General features: G+C 39.5%; 22 protein-coding genes and 1 other annotated feature. Of the genes, 20 read left to right on the top strand and 2 right to left on the bottom strand.

Annotated features, from left to right (window positions below):
* Window positions 1-68: 68 nt before the first annotated feature.
* Window positions 69-614, bottom strand: a complete 546-nt coding sequence (locus Q1B03_RS10945; protein ID WP_299741208.1) for a GNAT family N-acetyltransferase — start codon at window positions 612-614, stop codon at window positions 69-71.
* Window positions 615-939: 325 nt separating this feature from the next.
* Between Q1B03_RS10945 and Q1B03_RS10950 the strand changes: the two genes are divergently transcribed.
* The 13 genes from Q1B03_RS10950 to Q1B03_RS11010 all read left to right on the top strand — a co-directional run bounded on the left by Q1B03_RS10950 (window position 940) and on the right by Q1B03_RS11010 (window position 11,627).
* Window positions 940-1,206 carry a CD3324 family protein gene (locus tag Q1B03_RS10950; protein WP_299741209.1) on the top strand — a complete coding sequence of 89 codons (267 nt, stop codon included), beginning with the start codon at window positions 940-942 and terminating at the stop codon, window positions 1,204-1,206.
* 175 nt (window positions 1,207-1,381) lie between these two features.
* Entirely contained in the window at window positions 1,382-2,020 is a 639-nt protein-coding gene (locus Q1B03_RS10955; protein ID WP_299741210.1) for a FusB/FusC family EF-G-binding protein, read from the top strand.
* Between the two features lie 162 nt (window positions 2,021-2,182).
* The gene (rlmN, locus tag Q1B03_RS10960) at window positions 2,183-3,253 is read left to right on the top strand and encodes a 23S rRNA (adenine(2503)-C(2))-methyltransferase RlmN (protein ID WP_299741211.1); all 1,071 of its coding nucleotides are present in this window, start codon (window positions 2,183-2,185) and stop codon (window positions 3,251-3,253) included.
* A gap of 445 nt (window positions 3,254-3,698) precedes the next feature.
* Entirely contained in the window at window positions 3,699-4,745 is a 1,047-nt protein-coding gene (locus Q1B03_RS10965) for a helix-turn-helix transcriptional regulator (RefSeq protein ID WP_299741212.1), read from the top strand.
* Between the two features lie 14 nt (window positions 4,746-4,759).
* Window positions 4,760-5,986 (top strand): MFS transporter, encoded by a 1,227-nt coding sequence (locus tag Q1B03_RS10970; protein WP_299741213.1) that lies wholly within the window; start codon window positions 4,760-4,762, stop codon window positions 5,984-5,986.
* A gap of 180 nt (window positions 5,987-6,166) precedes the next feature.
* Entirely contained in the window at window positions 6,167-7,531 is a 1,365-nt protein-coding gene (locus Q1B03_RS10975; protein WP_299741214.1) for an NAD(FAD)-utilizing dehydrogenase, read from the top strand.
* A gap of 553 nt (window positions 7,532-8,084) precedes the next feature.
* Window positions 8,085-8,369, top strand: a complete 285-nt coding sequence (locus tag Q1B03_RS10980; protein WP_299741215.1) for a hypothetical protein — start codon at window positions 8,085-8,087, stop codon at window positions 8,367-8,369.
* Between the two features lie 49 nt (window positions 8,370-8,418).
* Entirely contained in the window at window positions 8,419-8,880 is a 462-nt protein-coding gene (locus tag Q1B03_RS10985; RefSeq protein ID WP_299741216.1) for a DinB family protein, read from the top strand.
* A 35-nt stretch (window positions 8,881-8,915) separates the two neighbouring features.
* Entirely contained in the window at window positions 8,916-9,650 is a 735-nt protein-coding gene (locus Q1B03_RS10990) for a hypothetical protein (protein ID WP_299741217.1), read from the top strand.
* A 63-nt stretch (window positions 9,651-9,713) separates the two neighbouring features.
* Window positions 9,714-9,905, top strand: coding sequence for a hypothetical protein (locus tag Q1B03_RS10995; RefSeq protein WP_148993760.1), 192 nt, complete (start codon window positions 9,714-9,716; stop codon window positions 9,903-9,905).
* Window positions 9,906-10,209: 304 nt separating this feature from the next.
* Window positions 10,210-10,644 (top strand): MarR family winged helix-turn-helix transcriptional regulator, encoded by a 435-nt coding sequence (locus tag Q1B03_RS11000; protein ID WP_299741218.1) that lies wholly within the window; start codon window positions 10,210-10,212, stop codon window positions 10,642-10,644.
* Window positions 10,645-10,670: 26 nt separating this feature from the next.
* Window positions 10,671-11,306: a nitroreductase family protein gene (locus Q1B03_RS11005; RefSeq protein ID WP_299741219.1), complete on the top strand. Its 636-nt coding sequence runs from the start codon at window positions 10,671-10,673 to the stop codon at window positions 11,304-11,306.
* A 24-nt stretch (window positions 11,307-11,330) separates the two neighbouring features.
* On the top strand, window positions 11,331-11,627 hold the full coding sequence (locus Q1B03_RS11010) for a putative quinol monooxygenase (protein ID WP_299741220.1): 297 nt from the start codon (window positions 11,331-11,333) through the stop codon (window positions 11,625-11,627).
* A gap of 80 nt (window positions 11,628-11,707) precedes the next feature.
* On the opposite strand, the gene Q1B03_RS11015 is transcribed toward Q1B03_RS11010, so the two are convergent.
* Entirely contained in the window at window positions 11,708-13,381 is a 1,674-nt protein-coding gene (locus Q1B03_RS11015; protein ID WP_299741221.1) for a ribonuclease J, read from the bottom strand.
* A 162-nt stretch (window positions 13,382-13,543) separates the two neighbouring features.
* Between Q1B03_RS11015 and Q1B03_RS11020 the strand changes: the two genes are divergently transcribed.
* From Q1B03_RS11020 to Q1B03_RS11050, 7 genes are all read left to right on the top strand, one after another.
* A complete protein-coding gene (locus Q1B03_RS11020) occupies window positions 13,544-14,206 on the top strand; it encodes an O-methyltransferase (protein WP_299741300.1) in 663 nt (220 codons plus the stop codon).
* A gap of 57 nt (window positions 14,207-14,263) precedes the next feature.
* Window positions 14,264-14,472, top strand: a binding site (T-box leader).
* Window positions 14,473-14,716: 244 nt separating this feature from the next.
* Window positions 14,717-15,964 carry a tyrosine--tRNA ligase gene (gene tyrS, locus Q1B03_RS11025; RefSeq protein ID WP_299741222.1) on the top strand — a complete coding sequence of 416 codons (1,248 nt, stop codon included), beginning with the start codon at window positions 14,717-14,719 and terminating at the stop codon, window positions 15,962-15,964.
* Between the two features lie 151 nt (window positions 15,965-16,115).
* Window positions 16,116-16,436 (top strand): metalloregulator ArsR/SmtB family transcription factor, encoded by a 321-nt coding sequence (locus Q1B03_RS11030; protein ID WP_299741223.1) that lies wholly within the window; start codon window positions 16,116-16,118, stop codon window positions 16,434-16,436.
* 169 nt (window positions 16,437-16,605) lie between these two features.
* Window positions 16,606-17,466 carry a permease gene (locus Q1B03_RS11035; RefSeq protein WP_299741224.1) on the top strand — a complete coding sequence of 287 codons (861 nt, stop codon included), beginning with the start codon at window positions 16,606-16,608 and terminating at the stop codon, window positions 17,464-17,466.
* Between the two features lie 460 nt (window positions 17,467-17,926).
* A complete protein-coding gene (locus Q1B03_RS11040; protein WP_299741225.1) occupies window positions 17,927-18,889 on the top strand; it encodes a GNAT family N-acetyltransferase in 963 nt (320 codons plus the stop codon).
* 81 nt (window positions 18,890-18,970) lie between these two features.
* Complete coding sequence (locus Q1B03_RS11045) at window positions 18,971-19,885, top strand: ferritin family protein (RefSeq protein ID WP_299741226.1); 915 nt, start codon at window positions 18,971-18,973, stop codon at window positions 19,883-19,885.
* A gap of 38 nt (window positions 19,886-19,923) precedes the next feature.
* The gene (locus Q1B03_RS11050) at window positions 19,924-20,139 is read left to right on the top strand and encodes a hypothetical protein (protein ID WP_299741227.1); all 216 of its coding nucleotides are present in this window, start codon (window positions 19,924-19,926) and stop codon (window positions 20,137-20,139) included.
* The last annotated feature ends 7 nt before the right edge of the window (window positions 20,140-20,146 follow it).

Genomic DNA, 20,146 nt, shown 5'->3' on the forward strand with positions numbered 1-20,146 from the left:
AGGTTGTGTGTGAAGATAATAGAAGGGCGATTTCAATGAGGAGTATCGCCCTCGGAAAGATTGGCTCCTTAAGACTTAACCCAATCTCTCCTTAATAAACTATACGTTACAAGATCCTCATAATGATCATATAGCCATTGTCCATCTCTAGAGATTCCTTCTTTCGTAAATCCTAATCGTTTCGGGATGTCGATGCTTTTCTTATTGTTGATGGCACATTGGATTTCTACCTTGTTGAGGCCCATTTCAATAAATAGATAGTTTAATAGAGAGGACACGGCTCGGGTAATGATCCCTTTTCCTTGTGCTTCTTCCGAAAGAAGGTAACCAATACTGGTGCTCTTGCTTTTCCAATCAATATAATGCAGCCCGATCATGCCGACTAATTCCCCTCGATAACGTATCCCGGCATCGAATCCGTTATTATCCGCGTAATTCCGAATCCAAAGGGGGATGATCGGTTCTAAATCCTGAGGAGACCGGCGTTTATCAACCCATAGAAGCCACTTGCGAAGATGATCCCGGTTTGAATCAATCAGTTCGTATAACTCCTCTTTGTGATGCTGTTGAAATAGCTCGATCGAGATTTCTTGATCTACTGTGAATGAAAACATGGGAACAACTCCTTTAAGATATTTAGAAGATTATACCATATGTTGTGTTTTTAGGGAGGAGTCAAAGTAAGGCTGTTTATCATAATGTGATTCAACCGCATTTGTTTTATAATAGAATAAAATGAAGGAGACCTTAAAGGAGGTGGTGACATGGTAATGAGAACAATCTTGCCAGAGTCCCAAGCGTCTCATGCAAAGCCTATTATTAGAAAGGCGATACTTTGCATGGGGTGGACGCTGACTGATCGCCCTTAAAGTACATTTCTAGTAAGTCGGCTTTGCACCTTATTTACTTTATTTATCAGAAAATAAGGGGCTGACTGAAATGAAATATGTAAAAGCGGAGAGTGTTTTACCACAATCCCTTCTTGTTGAAATCCAGAAATATGTACAGGGGGAAACCCTTTATATACCTAAACCTAAGGTGAAATACCGAAAATGGGGCAGCCGTTCTGGTAGTAGAAAAGCAATTGATGAACGAAATGTTAAGATCCAAGAGGATTTTTTGAATGGAAAGACGATTCAAGAATTAGCCGCTCATCATTATCTTTCACCAGAAACAATTAAGAAAATCGTGTACAAAAAGCGCTGATGTTTATGTCAGTGCTTTTTTATGTATTGTTTGATTCTGAACCAAACTCAACATATCTTTCTGCCATGAATCGTTATATATTATTAATGAGGTTGCACGGAATGCCCGTGCTCCTTGACTCATCTTGAACATACCATTTAAGATGATGAGACAAATGTTTCTAGGAGCGATTAATATGGAACCATTTATTCGAAATGATCAATATAATTTCATTGCGTATCAGACTCAGGTGCTGATCAATGGATATTCAACAGTGAATGATCTAGGTGTACTTCAAGCGTTGAAAGGACTTGTGAAAGATAAGGTGACAAATTTGTTTGATGGGTTGTCTCAAGCTCAACAGGACATACTTGATCCAATCGGGGATATCAGTGATACTGACCACGCGGAGGATTTATTAATTGGATTAAAGCCTTATGTCATTCCATTTCCATCTGTTTCTGATGCCTCATTGAAAAAGTTATTCCCGAAAGTGAAAAAGCTAAAGACACCTGATTGGGCAAATATCGATTTCAGGGATCTCTCCTATTTAGGCTGGAATGATTACGGACAGGAGCGAAAATATATCGTTGCTGAGTATGAAGGTAAATTAAAAGGATTCAAAGGTACCTTCAAAAGCAGCAGCAAAAAAGGAATTTGTACGATTTGCAATAGCTTCGGAAGCATCGGGTTTTATATGTCTGAATCGAAAACGTCATCTCAAGGAACCTTTGTGAAGAAAGGAAATTACATCTGCCAGGATAGTGATGAGTGTAATGAAAAGCTCAAAGACAAAGAGAAATTGGATGATTTCATTCAAAGGATCAATCATTAGAAGGATGCGCTGGGCAGAGTCTCGGCGTATTTTTTCATTGTATTTATACTATATTACGGAATTCCAATTCTTCTCAACACTTATAAATCCCTTGAAACATTGCCATACTTTAAGTAGTATAGATAAGTAGAAAATTGTAGAGTTTCGAAATGAGGGTTTTAAATGGAAAAGAAATCCATATACGGATTAACATTAGATCAACTGACAACATGGCTGGTCGAGCACGGTCAAAAGAAGTTCCGTGCGGCTCAGGTATGGGATTGGTTATATAAAAAGAGAGTGACAAACTTTACCGATATGAAGAATCTGAACGCTGACTGTGTACAGTTGCTCGACGATCACTTCTATCTTCATACACTCACTCAAGAGGTTAAACAGGAATCTAAGGACGGCACAATCAAATTCTTGTTCAAACTTGAGGATGGTAACCTAATAGAAACAGTTCTTATGCGTTTCAATTACGGACTGAGTGTATGTGTGACGACTCAAGTCGGATGCAACATCGGTTGTACATTCTGTGCGAGTGGACTACTCAAGAAGAACCGGGACCTATCAAGCGGTGAAATTGTTGAACAAATCATGAACGTCCAACATCACTTGGATGAAGCAGGAAATGGAGAACGAGTCAGTCATATCGTTGTAATGGGAATTGGTGAACCATTCGATAACTACGATAACATGATGGACTTCTTCCGGGTGGTGAATGACCAAAAAGGTCTTTCCATCGGAGCGCGTCATATCACCGTATCAACAAGTGGTCTGGCAGATAAGATTTACAAATTTGCCGACGAAAACATTCAAATCAACCTGGCCGTTTCCTTGCACGCACCAAACAATGAATTGCGTACGAAGATTATGAAGATCAACCGTGCATACCCGTTAGAGAAATTAATGCCAGCTATTGATTACTATTTAGAAAAAACAAATCGACGCATTACCTTTGAGTATATCTTGTTAAGTGATGTGAATGATCATAAAGAAGAAGCCATTCAGCTGGCCAAACTGCTGAAAAACAAGCGTCACCTTTCTTATGTGAACTTGATACCTTATAACCCGGTTGACGAACACAACCAATATCAAAGAAGTACGAAAGAAGCGATTGTCGAATTCTACGGTACATTACTTGAACATGGAATCAACTGTGGGGTCCGAGTGGAACAAGGAACGGACATTGATGCAGCTTGCGGTCAGTTAAGAAGTAAGCAAATTAAAAAAGACAAAGTGAAATCTTAATACTTTTTTAAATGAAGCACATGAATTCCTGAGTGGAATTTGTGTGTTTTTTTGATTGTTGAGACTGAATATGAGATTCTATTCCATATTTTGTTAAAATACGCAATTAACCACTATTTTGGCGCAATTCCACTCGATCCTGACGCAATTTCCGTTTAATAGACGCAATAAAATTAATTTTGACGCAATTAAGAAAGAAAACGACGCAATTCTTCTATCGAACGACTTTAATATTAATGAATGCCAGTACGAAAAGCCATATTTGGTAACAACAGCTAATAATCACATAAGATTTGAGTCATTTTATCCAATAAGCACCGAAGAAACAATGTTTTATTAAAAATATGCTACTTTTCCAGAAAATATTCAATATATGTTGAATTTATCGTTCTATAAATATAGAATAAATGATAGGAAGAAATTTTTGGGAATGAGGTGTTCCAATTTGGATGTATTCCATACGACCAGCCGAAAAAGAGAGACATACGAAGTAAGAATTGAGGCTTCTCTTCTTTGGGAATGCGCTTTGGGGATTGCTGCCATCACAAATACAAGGCTTATCGATACGTTAGAAAAACCAAAAGAGTCATGGGACAAGTTAATGAGATCTTTATCTGAACCGTTGATAGGGGATTTGAAATACGTTGAAAAGAATAATACCTGGAAATCCCTACTTCTCTTGTTGCATCAAAAAGAGTTTCGGGATTTATCTGAATTTATCATGTTTCTGGATGGGTTGGAAGATAAAAGACTAAGATTCATCTGCATTCCATACATAGGGATGAAATTTCAAGAACTTCGAACGCATGCTTCAGAAGGAGATGAGTCATCAAGAAACAGATTGAAAAAGCAGACAGAGGATAACCCGTTTTTTCCGGATTATATTGAATTCATCTGCACCACAAATGTTCATGACCTTAGGAACCACCTGAAGAGTGTCATGACCGGGTGGTATAAAGAAGTAATCATTCCTCATAAAGAGACACTATCTCAAATACTGGAAAGGGATAAACAATCCAAGGAAAAGATGAGTGGAAATCTAAAGTCCGAAGCGTTAGTAGAATGGGCAACGGGAGGTATCACTTATTTGCCCGAGCCAAGAGTGCATACAGTTTTGTTGATCCCCCAATCGATTTATCGTCCTTGGAACGTAGAAGGAGATGTTGAAGGAGTCAAGGTGTTTTATTACCCCGTAGCCAATGAAAGCATTTATCCGGATGATAAGGATATGCCAAGCTATTTTCTGGTCCAAAAGCATAAAGCCCTTGGGGATGAAGCGCGCCTCAGAATGGTGAAATTGCTGAAGGGGTCAGATCGTACACTTCAGGAAATCACGAATGAGCTGAACATGGGGAAGTCGACGGTCCATCATCATTTGAAAATACTCAGGTCCGCAAGGCTGGTCGAAACTCTGGATGGGAAGTATCGCCTGAAGGAGAATGCGGTTCAATCTTTATCGAATGAATTAATGCAGTATTTAGCCGAGGATTAAAAGGGGGAAATGATATGGGTGAGCGTGCGGTCAGACTAAATCAAGTGGAAGATTTCCCGCCCTTAAAGAAAAACTATCCTGTTTTCCGATTCATGGGTGGGAATCTGATTTCATTTTTCGGAGATCAAATCTATTTAATCGCAATTCCTCTAATGGTATTATCCCTCACTGGATCACCTGTGAGTATGGGTATTGTGGCGGCACTTGAGCGTCTGCCGATTCTATTGCAGCCCTTCGCCGGTATCATGTCCGATAAATTCAACCGGAAGCACCTCCTGCTTTTATGCGATCTAGGAAGATGTTTACTTGTCGGGATGATTGGGGTTCTATTTATCTTGAAGGTACTGGAGATGTGGATGGTATATCCCATTGTGTTTGGTATCGGATGTTTAAGCCAAATATACAATACATCTCAATTTGCTTCAGTACCAAGCCTGGTGAGAAGAGAAGACCTTCAAGCTGTGAATTCACTAAATTCCGGGATATTTAATTTAGCGGTCTTTCTGGCACCAGGTTTGGGAGGGCTGATTATATCCTTTTTGAATCCAGGATATGCCCTGGTAGTGAACAGCGTCAGCTTCCTGGTATCTTTTCTTGCCATTGCGAGTCTCCGGATGAAGATAAATGAGAGAGATTTATCAAGGCATTCCATATGGGGAGAGATCAGGGAGGGATTTGAATTCGTTGTAAAGACCAAGCCAATCTTGTACACCAATCTAGCCATGGTATCTTCTGTGTTCGGAACTACATTGTTTCTCACATTACTGGTATTTCACTTAAAAGATTCCATCAGTTTAAATACGGTCATGATTGGTGGGTTATTATCAATGGGTGGAGTAGGTGCCATTCTTGGCGCGGTTACGTCAAACCTTTTTCGGAAGCGGTTTTCTTATCGGAGCATATTATTTACGGCCTCTGTCATTGGAGGACTTTCGATTCTCTATTTCGGGCTGGCAGAAACCTATTTCTGGCTTGTGACCATGAACGCAATAGGGACCTTTTGTGCTTCAATGATGAGTCCTTGTATCATCACAATCCGGCAAACGCTGACACCAGATCACTTATTGGGAAGGGTGCAGGCTACAAGCCGCCTCATGACTTGGGTATCCATGCCCCTCGCTGCATTCCTAGCAGGAATATTGGCTAAAGAAATAGGTACAGATCTGACCATCGTTCTAGCTGGAGCCATCTCGACACTTGCTTCCATTCCATACCTTCATCACAGTTTGAAAGATAAATAGAGGGACGGACCTCCCACAACTCTGTTTTATGGTACGATGGAAATGGAGACCACATTGGTGGGGAGAATTCAGATAGAATCACTGAAAGTCAATTGAATGAGAAATTAAAAAAGATCGATTTTAACCGTTTTAATATAAAGTGGCATAAGCACGATTACAACTAAGAAAGGGGAGCAGAGAATGCAATCGAATCATTATGACATCACGATCATCGGAGCAGGAGTGAGCAGTGTGTTTCTCGCTTACACCTTGATGAAGCACAATGAACATATCTCCATCCACATGATTGATCTCGGCAAAAAGCTGAGTGAACGTACATGCGGTTTAGATGATGGGCGCGTGTGTACGTGTGAAGGAGTGTGCAGTAAATACATTGGGTTTGCGGGTCTTGGAAAATCAGAGGGGAAATTTAATTACACGAATGATTTCGGAGGAGAGCTCGGCAGGAAAATCGGAGACCAAACCACACTTGATTTGATGAAGGAAGTAGACGATATTCTCTGTGAGTTTGGCGGTGACATCATCCCGTCCTATAGCACGAAAAATGATACGCTTTCAAAACGAGCCAGTATGGTGGACGTGAAGGTTCTTTCAACTGAGGTCCGTCATTTAGGAACACGTTTAGCGAGTGATATTTTTCAAAGAATGTATGAAGTGCTCAAAAATCACATTACGTTTAGTTTTGAAACACGAGTTGAGACAATTTCAAAACATGATGCGGGCTTTCACTTGAAAGCTAATAGCGTTGACTTTACGACAGAGAAATTAGTGATCGGTACAGGAATGAGCGGCAGCACGTGGATGAAAAAACAAGCAGCATCACTTGGACTTTTTCCAGGAAAGACACGTCTGGATATGGGGGTTCGGGTGGAAATGAAAGGTGATCAGCTTCAATCGATATTAGAAGATACGTTTGAAACGAAGCTGAAAATCGAAAGGCATTCATTCAGCGCGACGACCTATTGTATGAATCCGCGAGGGAGGATCATACGGAAGCACCAGCATGGCGTAGTGATGCCTGATGGACAAAATGCCCGTGAAGAAGATATACCAAGTGCAAATTTGAACTTCAGTTTGTTCGTTCCGCGTTATTTTCATTCCCATGGTGAGGCAATGGACTATGCAGTGAGCACTATAGGAGGGATCAATCAAGGAAAAGAGCGGATTGTCGTTCAGAGATTGGAAGATTTCAAATTACATAGGAATACAGAATCGCTAGAGGGGAATCTGGTAGATCCGTCCCTCAAAGCGGAATGTGGGAATCTTAGGGAAGAGGTTCCGGAATTATATAGTATTGCGCTTAAGGAATTTTTTGCTTCTTTGGAAAGCCTTATTGGGGAACCGATACACCATGATACGCTTCTTTACGGGTTGGATGCGAAGTATTATGAACCGAAATTACCGACGGATAAGAACTTTGAAACAGATGTGTCAAATCTGTATCTTATTGGTGACTGCTCGGGGGAAACCCATTCCTTATCGCAGGCAGCTGCAAGTGGTATTTATTTGGGGAAACATCTGGGAGATAGGGTTTTTACCAGTTAATAATATATTTGGAATAATTTGAAACCTTTCTGTTTGTTTTTTCGTATTACTAGAAAAGAACAGGCAGAAAGGATTTTTTTATGGGATTGCGAGTACAAAAAAACATTTTGGAATATGAATCGATTGTAGATAATCATCCAAAAAAGGGGATGAGTATGTACTCGCTCATTCGTTTATTGGGAATTTTTAATTTCGTTGGGTGGGGATTCATGTTCTTCTCTATCCATCTGGATCTCAATCATAAATTTGAATGGGTTCGTGTGGAGGGCATTCATGTAGATGGGAAAATGATGGGAGAATTCTTTTTATGTCTGATCACGGTAGGATTCATATTTTTGGATTGTTATATTTATATTTTAAAAAAATGTGGGGAAGAACGTTTTTACTGATCACTTTGTTAAGTCTGGGAGTAATCAATGGCATCTTATTTTTCCTTTCACTTAAATCTTTCTAAGCTGAAATTGAGGGGATCATCTATGAATAGAGGCAAGCCCCTTTTAAGTTGGAGGGGCCATTTGGATGCGTATATTAAGAGGAAATAAGGAGGGGTTTTTTGTCTGATTGGGGCGTCTTATTTCTGTTCTTCATGATCATTATGGCGATTTTAGCTTTCACCAACTTTATGGTTATGAAGCTGGCAGGGAAGAATAAAAAGAAGAGAATTTGGTATGGAGTCGTATGTTTACTTCTCACACCCGTGGTTTTTATCCTGACTGGTTTATCCGTAAGTCCATTTGATCCTTCTGGTTTTGGAACAGGCATGGTCATGATGATATACGGGACTTTTTTTGCATTGAATGCCATAGGAATCATTGTGGTTGGATTGTTCACTGAATAAGGAAGTACGGCTTTAAGAATTCTTAAAATACAAAGGAGAGGTTGAGGGCATGTTAGAACTTTTTTCTTATAATTGGCAAATACGGGAAGAATGGTTTGATTGGTGCAGGGAAATTGATCCGGATGAACTGACGAAAGAGCGTATAGGCGGGATGGGGAGCATCCTGAAGAATCTCTTTCATGTAGCGGACTGTGAGCAAATTTGGATGAATCAATTACAAGGGAAACCCGTGATGAAAAAGGATTTACATACTATTTCGACACTTGACGAAGTCATTGAGTTTTCAGGAACGACCAGGCAGCAAACGGAAAACTTTCTGTCATTATGGACTCCCGCCTATGGAAAGAAAGAACTCAATATGACATCAAGGTCAGGTAAAACATACCTACTTACATACAAAAAAGTTATGCAGCATGTAGTGACCCATGAGATCCATCATATTGGTCAATTATCCGTGTGGGCAAGGGAAGTCGGAAAAATACCGGTGTCGAGTGATTTTATTTTCAGATGATGAATATGTAGCAGATAGAAAAGGAGGACTATACATTGAATAAACATCAAAAGCCATTCATCGAAAAAGTAAAAATCATTCAAGGTAACGACTATGCGACCATTGAGAATACGAATGATTTGACCACTGTAGAACTGAAAGAACTCGTCAGTTACCTGGATCAGACACCGCCCTATCATTCCCTATCTAACTTGAAGATTCTTGTGAATCAAACATTCTCCCGAGAAGTGGATGAGTATCTAGAGGGAAATGGATATGACCTGGTTGATGAATTTGTGACTGTGCATAAAAAGCTTGAGAAGTCGGAAATCAAACACTCTTTTACATTGAAAAATTTACATATGATTTCAGAAAAAGAGTTTGCTCATATTTGGATGCATTCTATGGAGGGCTCTCTTAATGCTCCATCTCGTTTAACTATGCCAGAACAAATGAAAAGTGTCGCAATCGAACTGGGTGACAGCTATAAGGATTCCTGTATTGCGATTTATGAAGGTGATCAGCCAATTGGCGTCATGATACCACATATAGAACCGGGCACGGTAGATGAGGGAAGGCTGTTTTATTTCGGATTGATTCCTGATGAAAGAAGCAAGGGAAAGAGCAAGATTCTACATAAACTGGCACTTAGTCTGTTAGCTAGTGTGTTTCATGCAAAAAAATATATTGGGGGGACGAGTAAAAATAACGCTCCGATGATCCGGACATTTCTTGCCAATGGGTGTGAAGTGAAGGATGTGAACAGGGTATTCCTTAAGAAATCCCTTTAGTACTGTGATAAGCAATGTTATACTTGATGAATTGTTCAACTAGAAAAGGGGAGTTAAAGCCTTATGAAATATATGAAATCACAAATGAAACTGTTAATCAAAGATAATAAAGAATTGCAAGCGCGCCTGAAAGTATTGATGGATGAGATGAATTTAGAGCGTACATTTGCTCTTAAAGCATTGTATCATTCAGAGGTTGCAGAAGGTGGAAAATACCAGGCTGCCTACCAAGCGTTAGACCAACCAAAGGAGTAAGTCTTTTTCTGTGAAATTCCGTATGGTAAATTCACACAAATGACATAATTAGTGTTTTTATAGTGCATATAGACGGCAAGGTAAGAGAGGAGATTCCCTCATTACCTTGCCTTTTCCTTTTTCATTCAGAAAAAATCTCCTGTTTTAACTCATTTCAGACTTTCCGCATTTGTATGTAGGATTCCTTCAAAATCATTAGGGTTTTCTCCCAAGAACTATATGTTTGACTTATAAAATCTTATGTATTATATTAATTGACAGGTCAATGATTGACCCCTCAATTAAAGTGGAGGAGGAGGATGCTTTGTCCAACTCGTGTCGTGAAGAAGAGAAGATAATCGTTCAATTAAATGATATATATAAGCAAATGAGTCCTAAGTTTGAGCGCTGTACCGGAATTAGTCAGTCTCGTTTGGATCTTTTGCACAAGTTGTTTGAAGTGGAAGAAATCAGTCAAACGGCTCTACAAAGAGAAGTGAATATTGATAGTGCAGCCGTGACGAGACACTTAAAGCAGCTTGAAGGAAAAGGGATGGTCTCCCGCCGTAAAAATCCTGATGATAACAGGTTTACATTTGTCCGGCTGACAGAGGAAGGCCGTCAGAAAATAGAAGCTTATCGTGAAGAGAAAGAGATCTTTATCTCTAAAGTTTTTAAAAGCTTTACAAAAGAAGAACGTTCGGTTTTATCCGACATGCTTAATCGTATTCAGGATAATGTTCAGGATATTGAATACTAAATTTTACTCATAAAGGAGAATGCATCATGAATCAAACAAAAATCAATGATTTTAACCAAATCATCACAGGGCGCCGTTCCATCCGTAATTATGACCCGTCTGTGAAAATCAGTAAAGAAGAAATGACAGAGATACTAACCGAAGCCACTCTTGCACCATCATCTGTAAACTTGCAGCCATGGCGTTTTGTAGTCATCGATAGTCCAGAAGGGAAAGAAAAACTTGCACCACTTGCGAAATTCAATCAGACGCAAGTCCAAACTTCATCTGCAGTGATTGCGGTATTTGTAGATATGAACAGCCTTGACTATGCGGATGAGATTTACAATAAAGCAGTAGAAGAAGGGTATATGCCTGCAGAAGTAAGAGACAGACAGCTACCATCTATTAAAGGATTACTACAAATGATGACAACTGAACAGTTCAGGGAAATGAACCTCATCGACGCAGGTTTAGTATCCATGCAGCTCATGCTTTCTGCACGTGCTCACGGATTTGATACAAATCCGATTGGTGGATATGAAAAAGATCAAATTGCTGAAGCATACGGTATGGACAAAGACCGTTACTATCCAGTCATGCTGATTTCAATCGGAAAAGCGGCAGATGCAGGCTACAAATCTGTTCGCCTGCCAGTAGAGTCCATCACAGAATGGAAATAAAAATAAGAAAAGAGGAGAAAGTATATGATTATTATTCATGCAGAATTTCAAATTAATCCAACCAAAGAACAAGCATTTTTAGAAGAGATTCGCCCACTTGTAGCAACATCGAGAGCAGAAGAGGGAAACATTTCATATGACTTGATGAAAGATACTGAAAGAGAAAGTGTCTATACAATGGTAGAGGTGTGGAGGGATGCTGCTGCCGTTGAGACTCACAATGCGAGTGAGCATTTCTCTTCATTTGTTGGGAGAGCACCGGAGTATTTAGCGGCTCCTTTAGATGTGAAGATTTATGAAGGAAACAAGGCAGCGAAATAATCGATCGGATAGCACCTGACTTTTGTTGGGTGCTTTTTTTATTAAAAACTGCCAGGCAAATAAGCACCCGGCAGTTCCAACTACACCTCAATAATGATTGGCAAAATCATTGGTTTCCTCTTCAAATGTTTGAATAGGTATTGACCTACGTCTTTTTTGATTGCCTGTTTCATTTCTTTCCAGTCCCGAATATTTTCTGCAGACAATTCATCTACTACTTTCCTGACGAGATGGTTTACGTCCTTTAAGAGGTCTTCTGAGTTTCGTACAAACACGAATCCCCTTGAAATGGTATCAGGTCCAGAAATAATCGTGTGTTCCGATTTACTAAGGGTAATGACAATGATAAGCATTCCATCTTCAGAAAGTTGTTTTCGATCCCGTAAAACTATGGATCCGATATCTCCGACGCTTAAGCCATCTACAAAGGTATCCCCTGCAGGAATGGCACGGGTTTGGCGGGCAGTGGAATTCTGAATATCGACGACTTCACCGTTTTTTATTATAAAAGTATTTCCTGCTTCTACTCCTACCGATTCAGCGAGTATTCGATGATGATGCAGCATTCGGTATTCACCATGTATAGGAATGAAATAGGTCGGCTTCATTAATGTGAGCATGAGTTTTAAGTCTTCTTGATACCCGTGTCCTGATACATGCATGCCTGTTGTGCTTCCACTTCCGTAAATTACGTTGGCACCAAGTTGAAACAAATTATCCAGAATTCGAGATACGTCCTTTTCATTTCCAGGTATAGGTGAAGCAGCCAGAATGATCGTATCACCTGGATAAACGTATACGTCCCGGAAGCTTCCAGTCGATAGGCGACCAAGTGCGGCCATAGGCTCACCTTGACTTCCCGTACATAAAATCGCTACCTTTTCGGGAGGTAATGCATCAATTTCACGGGCATCTATCAGCATCCCGTCAGGCACCGATAAATACCCGCGTTCCATGGCTACTGAAACCACATTGATCATGCTTCTTCCTAATAATGCCAGCTTTCTGTTTGTCTTGATGGAAGCATCTACTACCTGCTGGACCCGGTTGACATTGGAAGCAAAGGTTGAGACGAAGATCTTTCCAGTGGCTTTCAAGAACGCTTCATCCATGTGGTTCCCCACCATTTGTTCAGAAGGGGTCAAGCCGCTGCGCTCCGCATTCGTGCTTTCAGAAAGCAAAACTAACACTCCTTCATCACCGATCCTCGCCATTTTATGAATGTCTGAGTATTGATGATTGGCAGGGGTTAAGTCGAACTTAAAGTCTCCAGTATGTACGACATTTCCTTCCGGTGTATGAAATACGATACCTAAACAATCCGGAATACTGTGACTGACCTTGAAGAACGAAACATCGATTGTTCCGAAATTCAGGTTTGAATTTGAGTCGATGGTTACAAGTTTTGTATCTCTTATCAGCCTATGCTCTTCTAATTTTAGTTCGATCAGTCCCAGGGTGAAATGTGTAGCATAAATAGGCATGTTCATTTTTTTTAGAAGATAAGGAATGCCGCCTATGTGGTCCTCGTGGCCATGCGTGACGATTAACCCACGAATTTTATCTTTGTTTTTCTCCAAATAAGAGACATCAGGAATGATTAAGTCGATTCCCAAAAGACTTTCATCAGGAAACTTACCTCCACAATCAATGATGACAATATCATCACGATGATGTATGACATACATATTTTTTCCGATTTCATTGATTCCACCAAGTGCAAAAATGGATAATGCCTGTTCATTGGTATGCAAGAATGAACCCTCCAAGACAAATTGTTTTGGTTATTATGCCCGAATAGGATGATTTCATTAAGGTAAACTTTGTTTTGAGAGATAAAAAGTTACATGATATAAATATTTATATGGTAAATTATGCTATTATTATTTATGAATGATACATACTAAGGAGTGATGATGTTGGCATCAACAAATGCATGGACAGAAGTAGATCAATATTTTACGAGTAAACTTCAAGTATCAGATCCACTTATGGACACGGTATTGAAAGCAAATAGTGAAGCAGAACTGCCTGCAATCGATGTTTCTCCGAATCAAGGGAAGTTTCTCTCATTGCTTGCACAGCTTAAAGGAGCGAAACGAATATTGGAAATCGGGACCCTTGGTGGCTATAGTACGATCTGGCTTGCCCGTGCACTGCCAGAGGACGGCCATCTTGTAACCTTGGAATATAGTGAAAAACATGCAAAAGTCGCTGCAAAAAACATACAAAACGCTGGAATGGATCGAAAGGTGGAAATTAAGGTAGGTGCTGCCTTGGATACGTTGCCGACTATTGAAGGTGAATTTGATTTCATTTTTATTGATGCAGACAAACAAAACAATGCAAATTATTTAAAATGGGCACTCGAGCTTTCTCAACCTGGAGCTGTGATCATTACAGATAATGTGGTACGAGATGGAAGAGTAATCGATGAAAACAGTGAAGATGAAAGTGTTCAAGGTGTTCGCCACTTTGTTGATATGTTGTCTAAAGAGCCCCGTATTGATTCAACGGTTGTTCAAACCGTCGGATCTAAAGGCTACGACGGGTTTGTAATGGGTATTGTGAAGGGATAAAAAATAATTATTGTATTTTATGGCATTATTCTGTAAAATAAATGAAAATTCATAATCTTACATGTCATGATAGGAACGAGTAGTGACTTATCTCCCTGGTGAAGAGAGCTGATGGCTGGTGGGAATCAGTACAAAGATAAGCGCGAATTACCTCCTTAAACATTCTCTGTGAACCATTAGTAGCAGAGAACGGCCGGTCCGTTATCCGTATGAAGTGGAAGAGAAATCTTCAATTAGGGTGGTACCGCGTTAACCACGTCCCTTTTTTTAGGGGCGTGGTTTTTTGGTGTGATTTTTAGTTGAGGAGAGTGGATAATGGCCACATGTGAAAAATAACGTAGAAATTCTCGTTTTAACGGCGAAATCGGAAATATAACGGCGAAGTCACAAATTAGTCGTCTGTAATCAGAATATATCAGCGGAATTTTCGTTTTATCAGCGAAATCCAGGATATATCAGCGAACTCGACCAAACTCACATTAATTCATTCAAACTCAAGGAGGAATGATCATGCAACACAAATGGGACTCACTTTCACAAGAACAACAGGCAGAAGTAGGAAGGCAGTTAACCGTCTACAAAAATGGAGTGCATGAAATCATTCCAGAAGCAGAATTAAGGCAAAAACTAGTCAAGTCAATTGCAACAGGAGTACCATTGAAAATCAAGCTGGGTCTAGACCCAACGGCTCCCGATGTTCACCTGGGTCATACGGTTGTTCTCAACAAATTAAGGCAGTTCCAAGAAAACGGTCATATCATTCAGCTTATTATCGGGGATTTCACCGGTAAAATCGGTGATCCAACTGGCAAGTCTGTTGCAAGGAAGCAGCTGACTGATGAAGAGGTGAAGAGAAATGCCCAAACTTACTTTGAGCAATTTAGTAAAGTCCTCGACAAAGAGAAGGTAGAGCTTCATTACAATTCCAAATGGCTGTCATCGTTGAATCTTGAAGATGTGATTCATTTATCATCGAAGATCACGGTTGCTCGATTAATTGAAAGAAACGATTTTTCTAATCGGTTGTCAATAGGGAAGCCAGTCTCTCTTCATGAGTTTTTCTACCCGTTAATGCAAGGATACGATTCCGTCGCATTAGAAAGTGATGTGGAGCTTGGCGGGACGGATCAACAATTTAATGTATTGATGGGAAGACATCTTCAGGAGCATTACAAACAGGAGAAACAAGTGGTCATCTTGCTTCCTTTACTGGAAGGCCTTGACGGCGTAGATAAAATGTCAAAATCAAAACATAATTACATTGGAATTGATGAAGATCCTAACCAAATGTTTGGGAAGACGATGTCGATTCCCGATGAATTGATCATGAAATACTTCAACCTGATCACGGACTTATCTTTAGATGAGAAATCGAAAATAGAGAAGGAATTATTCGAAGGGACACTCCACCCCAGAGATGCCAAAATACGTTTAGGAAAAACCATCGTGTCCATGTACCACGGCGAAGAAGCAGCCGGGCAAGCTGAAAACAATTTTAAGGAAATATTTCAAAAAGGAGCACTGCCTGATGATATTCCAGAGATAAAGTGGACAGGTGAAAGTAGAGTGTCCATTATCGACTTACTTGTTGAGCTGAATATGCAAGCTTCAAAGAGTGAAGCGCGGCGGATGATTCAAAATGGAGGAATCAGAATCAATTCAGAAAAGGTACTGGATATGCATTTAGAAGTAGAGATTGAAGAAGGGATGATTGTGCAGGTAGGGAAGAGGAAGTATAAAAAGCTGAGAATAATGTAACTCCGTATGAAAGTCGTCTAATCAGCAAGAGTAGATGACTTTCAAATTTTTTAATAAATCAAATATATTTGATTTATTAGTTGACTTAATGGAAGTTCTTGCATATAGTGAGGATACATCAAATAAATTTGATTTAAAAGGAGCAGATAGCATGAATAAACAAAGTCCATTAAAAAATATATCACTGGATTCAACCTTCAGTAAATACGAAAAAAAATTCAAGGCACTTGCAGATCAAAAAAGGTTATTTATCCTGCACCAAATTACTGAAATGGGAGAAGTGTGCGTATGTGACTTATCGGATAAATTAGACTTACCCCAATCTAAACTTTCCTACCATCTGAAGGTTTTAATGGAAGCTGAGTTGATCTTGAAAGAAACGCGTGGCACGTGGAGTTACTATACATTAAATCACACTGAATTGAATCACTTGTTATCAGAACAACTTTGCTGTTTGTTTAGGAAGGAATAAGATGCTCAATCTCTTTATGATTAATTAATCAAGAAAAATTGATTTAGGGTAAGGCAGATGTTTTGAGAAAGAGATTGTTTTAATTCGATTTATTAATCAAAAAAAGTTGATAAATAATATTCGATATTTAATCAAAAAAAATTGATTAAACAAAATGGAGGTAGTCAAAATGACTATATTAAAAGATTTCATCAGTATTGCCCTTGAACTAACTGTGCTGTTTGTCGGAATTTCCTTTGTTATTCATCTACTGCAAGGATTTGTTCCCTATAAAAGGATGGAGGTATTGATGGATAGAAGCCATCCTCTGTTGAGTGCTCTGATTGCTGTTGGTTTTGCGTTCGTCACACCATTTTGCTCCTGTTCAACAATCCCTATTGTCGCAAATCTATTGCGAAACAAAGTCCGATTTCCCATTGTGATGATTTTTCTTTTTGCCTCACCTGTTCTGGATTTAACGATATTGACCTTGATGACCTACCTACTGGGTTGGAAAGTAGCCATTGCCTATACGATTTTAACCACTTCTTTTTCTATTATCATCGGATTTGCGCTGAGTGCATTTGGATTTGAAAGACAACTAAAAAATGTCATGGTAGAAAATTTCTCAGCCCCTGAGAGTGGTATCGACATTAAGAAAGCAATAAGAGAAACACTCACACTTATGAGAAATGTCTATCCATTTCTTATTATCGGGGCAGGGATCGGTTCGGTTATTCACGGTTCTGTTCCAACAGAATGGATTACAACCTATTTAGGAGGAGAGAATTGGTGGCTTGTGCCAATAGCTGCGATTATTGGGATTCCGTTATACATCCGACTTTCTACAATGATTCCCATTTCGCAAATTCTCGTTGCTAAAGGAATGGCACTGGGACCAGTAATGGCCCTAATGATTGCATCAGCTGGAGCTAGCCTTCCTGAGGTAACTTTACTCCATAGCATTTTTAAGAAAAAGCTTGTCTTCGCATTTATTGGCTCTGTCCTCATGATGTCTACTATGTCGGGATTCTTATTTTACTTTATATAAGGAGGTGGTCAATATGAAATGGTTAAAGAGTTTGATGGGTCAGAAAGAAAAGATGGATTGCTGCAAAGTGAAGTTGGTTGAAGTAAAAGATGAAAATGTGAAAAAAGAATGTTGTCAAAAATAAAAATGAAGCCCTCGTTTTCTAACGCAGGGCTTAAACTTCTTTTATTGATATGGTAATAAAGAGAGTTTGCGAAGATCTACTTTCAAATCAATGAGTCGGGGTTTCGGTTAAATGAAAGCCAATATACTTCAACGCAGATTCTAAATTGCGTACCTTAACAATAGGTAGTTGAGATAATTGTCCGTTCTCCTCTTCATGAATCGCAATATTTAAGTTATAATTTTCCATATATTGAAATTCGAAGAGAAGAAATGAAGGGGGCAATCCGTTATTTGAAAAACAATGCAGATCTGTTACCTAATGACCAATTAATTTGAGATAAAGAGGAGAAACAAAATGAGTACAATCACTATAGAAAAAGCACGAATAGAAGATGCAGAAATCCTTACAGATATAAAGAGAAAAGTGTTCAATGCTGAAAAGGAAAGATGGCTTTCATATGCAGAGAATGTCGTCGATTACAATATTCAGCCACCTGGCTACGACTCCATAGAGATGGGAAAGTATATGATCCGTGAATTGGATTATTTCAAAATCCTATATCAAGAAGAGCTTGTGGGAGGCGTGATTGTCACATTGGCAGGAAAGCACCGTGCGAGAGTCGATCGGATTTTTGTCGATCCGGATTTCCAGGGGAAAGGAATTGGTTCTTCTACGATAAGATTAATAGAAGAGGAGTTTCCACAGGTGATATCGTGGGAACTTGAGACATCCAGCCGGCAGCTGAATATTCATGCCTTTTATGAGAAGATGGGGTACAAGAAAATCTTTGAATCAGAAGATGAATTCTGCTATGAGAAATGTATCCAAGTCGATGCTACAGTAGAAGTTGATACGAGGGAGATTCTCATTCAAGGTGATACATTGAGACAAGGGAACCTTTCTCGGCTGCAAGTAGAACAGAGCAATATGACGGAGACGGATTTCTATGGAATCAACGGCAGTCACTTAACATTCAGCAACAGTAACCTAAAGGGAGCTCAATTTAGCAATTGCAATTTCAGTGAAACCCGCTTTCAAAATATTAATTTTAAAAAATCCCTGATTGCTGATTTGAATTTTTCACATAGTGAATTCGCCCATGTGTCTTTAGGGGGCGTGTATGTTCATGACACGACTCGTGGAGAAGAAGGTGAACCTGTACGTTTTGAGCGCTGTGATCTTAAAGGAAGCCATTTTAAAAGTTGCAATCTGAATGATGTTAGGTTAATAGATTGTGAGACGGAGGGAATGAGGATCAATAATATTTTGGTGAAAGATCTTCTGGAGGCGTATGAAGTAGTACATAAGAAGAGGTAAAGTGAAAATATCCAGACACCCGATTTAGGCTGAAGTCATAAGATACTTAATGACAGACCGAAAAGAGAGGTGTCTTTCTATATGAATCCTTATCAATTTTATCGTCAATTCAAACCTTTTTATTTAGATGGTTACTCGCGGGTTCAGGAGAATCATTCACTGATAAAAGATATACAAAAGGCAATTAACGGAGAATATAGTGCGATCGCTTGTTATAAAAAACTTGCTAAATTGGCGCCAACCGAAGAAGAGAAAAATCGCATTCGAGAAATCCGAAATGATGAAATGCGCCATTTCAAAGCTTTCAGTGATATCTATACGAATATAACAGGAGTCCCGCCCACTCCTCAATTGCAAGAAGGTTGTCCTGATTCATACAAAAAAGGTCTTGAGTTTGCCATAAAAGACGAGCAAGAAACGGTTGATTTCTATTTAGAGATTGCCGATGGAGCCAAAGATACCTATATTAAGGAAACATTCCGTCGTGCTGCTGCCGATGAACAGAATCATGCCGTTTGGTTTTTGTTTTACTTTATCAAGAACCAAGGAAGCTGGAGACAGGAGAGGCAGATGAATTACGGCGCAAAAGGAGCACTTGAGGCAACTTCACTCACTGTTCCTCAAATGCTCGTTTATGCCTTGCAGGACGAATATCTCGCTCAGGCTAGATACGATCGAATCATACAGAATTTCGGTAATGTTCGAACCTTCTTAAGAATAAAGGAAGCCGAGCTGCGACATATTACAGCTTTGCAAACCCTATTCCAGCGCTATGGTGTGTCATTGCCTGAAGATCATTCTCAAGCTTATACTTTAACTCCAGATTCGATTAAGAGTGCATACGCAGCAGGAGTACAGGGTGAAATTGATAATATAGCTATGTATAATAAATTCCTGACTTACAATCTTCCTCAAGATGTAAGGTTTGTTTTTACACAATTGAGAGATGCTTCACAGAATCATTTAGCAGCTTTTGAGAGAGGGTTAGCCAGATGAAGTGACCGCCTGGATGGGTGTTTTTTTGTGGAGTGGGTTTGAGGAGGGAAAGGACCCACCATAAAAAAGCGAAGATATGGGCCATACGTATCATCGTATTTATCGATGGTTCAAAGAGAGCGAATACCAACCTTATAGAGAACCGAATGTTGAATATTTCGATGATCTTCCCATCAAGCATGAAAGATACCCCCAGTGACCGGGATTTAGAGGAGCCTCATTTCGGCATCCTGATTCCCGTATTGAAAAAATAATGGAAAA

Origin of the sequence: uncultured Rossellomorea sp., from assembly GCF_947488365.1 — a bacterium.
Classification (GTDB): Bacteria; Bacillota; Bacilli; order Bacillales; family Bacillaceae_B; genus Rossellomorea.

What these genes read in the sequence shown, in the direction of transcription:
- Q1B03_RS10955 (WP_299741210.1), top strand. Translation starts at nt 1,382, where the DNA reads ATGGAACCATTTATTCGAAATGATCAATATAATTTCATTGCGTATCAG.
- Q1B03_RS11020 (WP_299741300.1), top strand. Translation starts at nt 13,544, where the DNA reads ATGTTGGCATCAACAAATGCATGGACAGAAGTAGATCAATATTTTACG.
- Q1B03_RS11040 (WP_299741225.1), top strand. Translation starts at nt 17,927, where the DNA reads ATGAGTACAATCACTATAGAAAAAGCACGAATAGAAGATGCAGAAATC.
- Q1B03_RS10970 (WP_299741213.1), top strand. Translation starts at nt 4,760, where the DNA reads ATGGGTGAGCGTGCGGTCAGACTAAATCAAGTGGAAGATTTCCCGCCC.
- tyrS (WP_299741222.1), top strand. Translation starts at nt 14,717, where the DNA reads ATGCAACACAAATGGGACTCACTTTCACAAGAACAACAGGCAGAAGTA.
- Q1B03_RS10995 (WP_148993760.1), top strand. Translation starts at nt 9,714, where the DNA reads ATGAAATATATGAAATCACAAATGAAACTGTTAATCAAAGATAATAAA.
- Q1B03_RS10945 (WP_299741208.1), bottom strand. Translation starts at nt 614, where the DNA reads ATGTTTTCATTCACAGTAGATCAAGAAATCTCGATCGAGCTATTTCAA.
- Q1B03_RS11035 (WP_299741224.1), top strand. Translation starts at nt 16,606, where the DNA reads ATGACTATATTAAAAGATTTCATCAGTATTGCCCTTGAACTAACTGTG.
- rlmN (WP_299741211.1), top strand. Translation starts at nt 2,183, where the DNA reads ATGGAAAAGAAATCCATATACGGATTAACATTAGATCAACTGACAACA.
- Q1B03_RS11045 (WP_299741226.1), top strand. Translation starts at nt 18,971, where the DNA reads ATGAATCCTTATCAATTTTATCGTCAATTCAAACCTTTTTATTTAGAT.
- Q1B03_RS11010 (WP_299741220.1), top strand. Translation starts at nt 11,331, where the DNA reads ATGATTATTATTCATGCAGAATTTCAAATTAATCCAACCAAAGAACAA.
- Q1B03_RS11030 (WP_299741223.1), top strand. Translation starts at nt 16,116, where the DNA reads ATGAATAAACAAAGTCCATTAAAAAATATATCACTGGATTCAACCTTC.
- Q1B03_RS10975 (WP_299741214.1), top strand. Translation starts at nt 6,167, where the DNA reads ATGCAATCGAATCATTATGACATCACGATCATCGGAGCAGGAGTGAGC.
- Q1B03_RS11005 (WP_299741219.1), top strand. Translation starts at nt 10,671, where the DNA reads ATGAATCAAACAAAAATCAATGATTTTAACCAAATCATCACAGGGCGC.
- Q1B03_RS10950 (WP_299741209.1), top strand. Translation starts at nt 940, where the DNA reads ATGAAATATGTAAAAGCGGAGAGTGTTTTACCACAATCCCTTCTTGTT.
- Q1B03_RS10985 (WP_299741216.1), top strand. Translation starts at nt 8,419, where the DNA reads ATGTTAGAACTTTTTTCTTATAATTGGCAAATACGGGAAGAATGGTTT.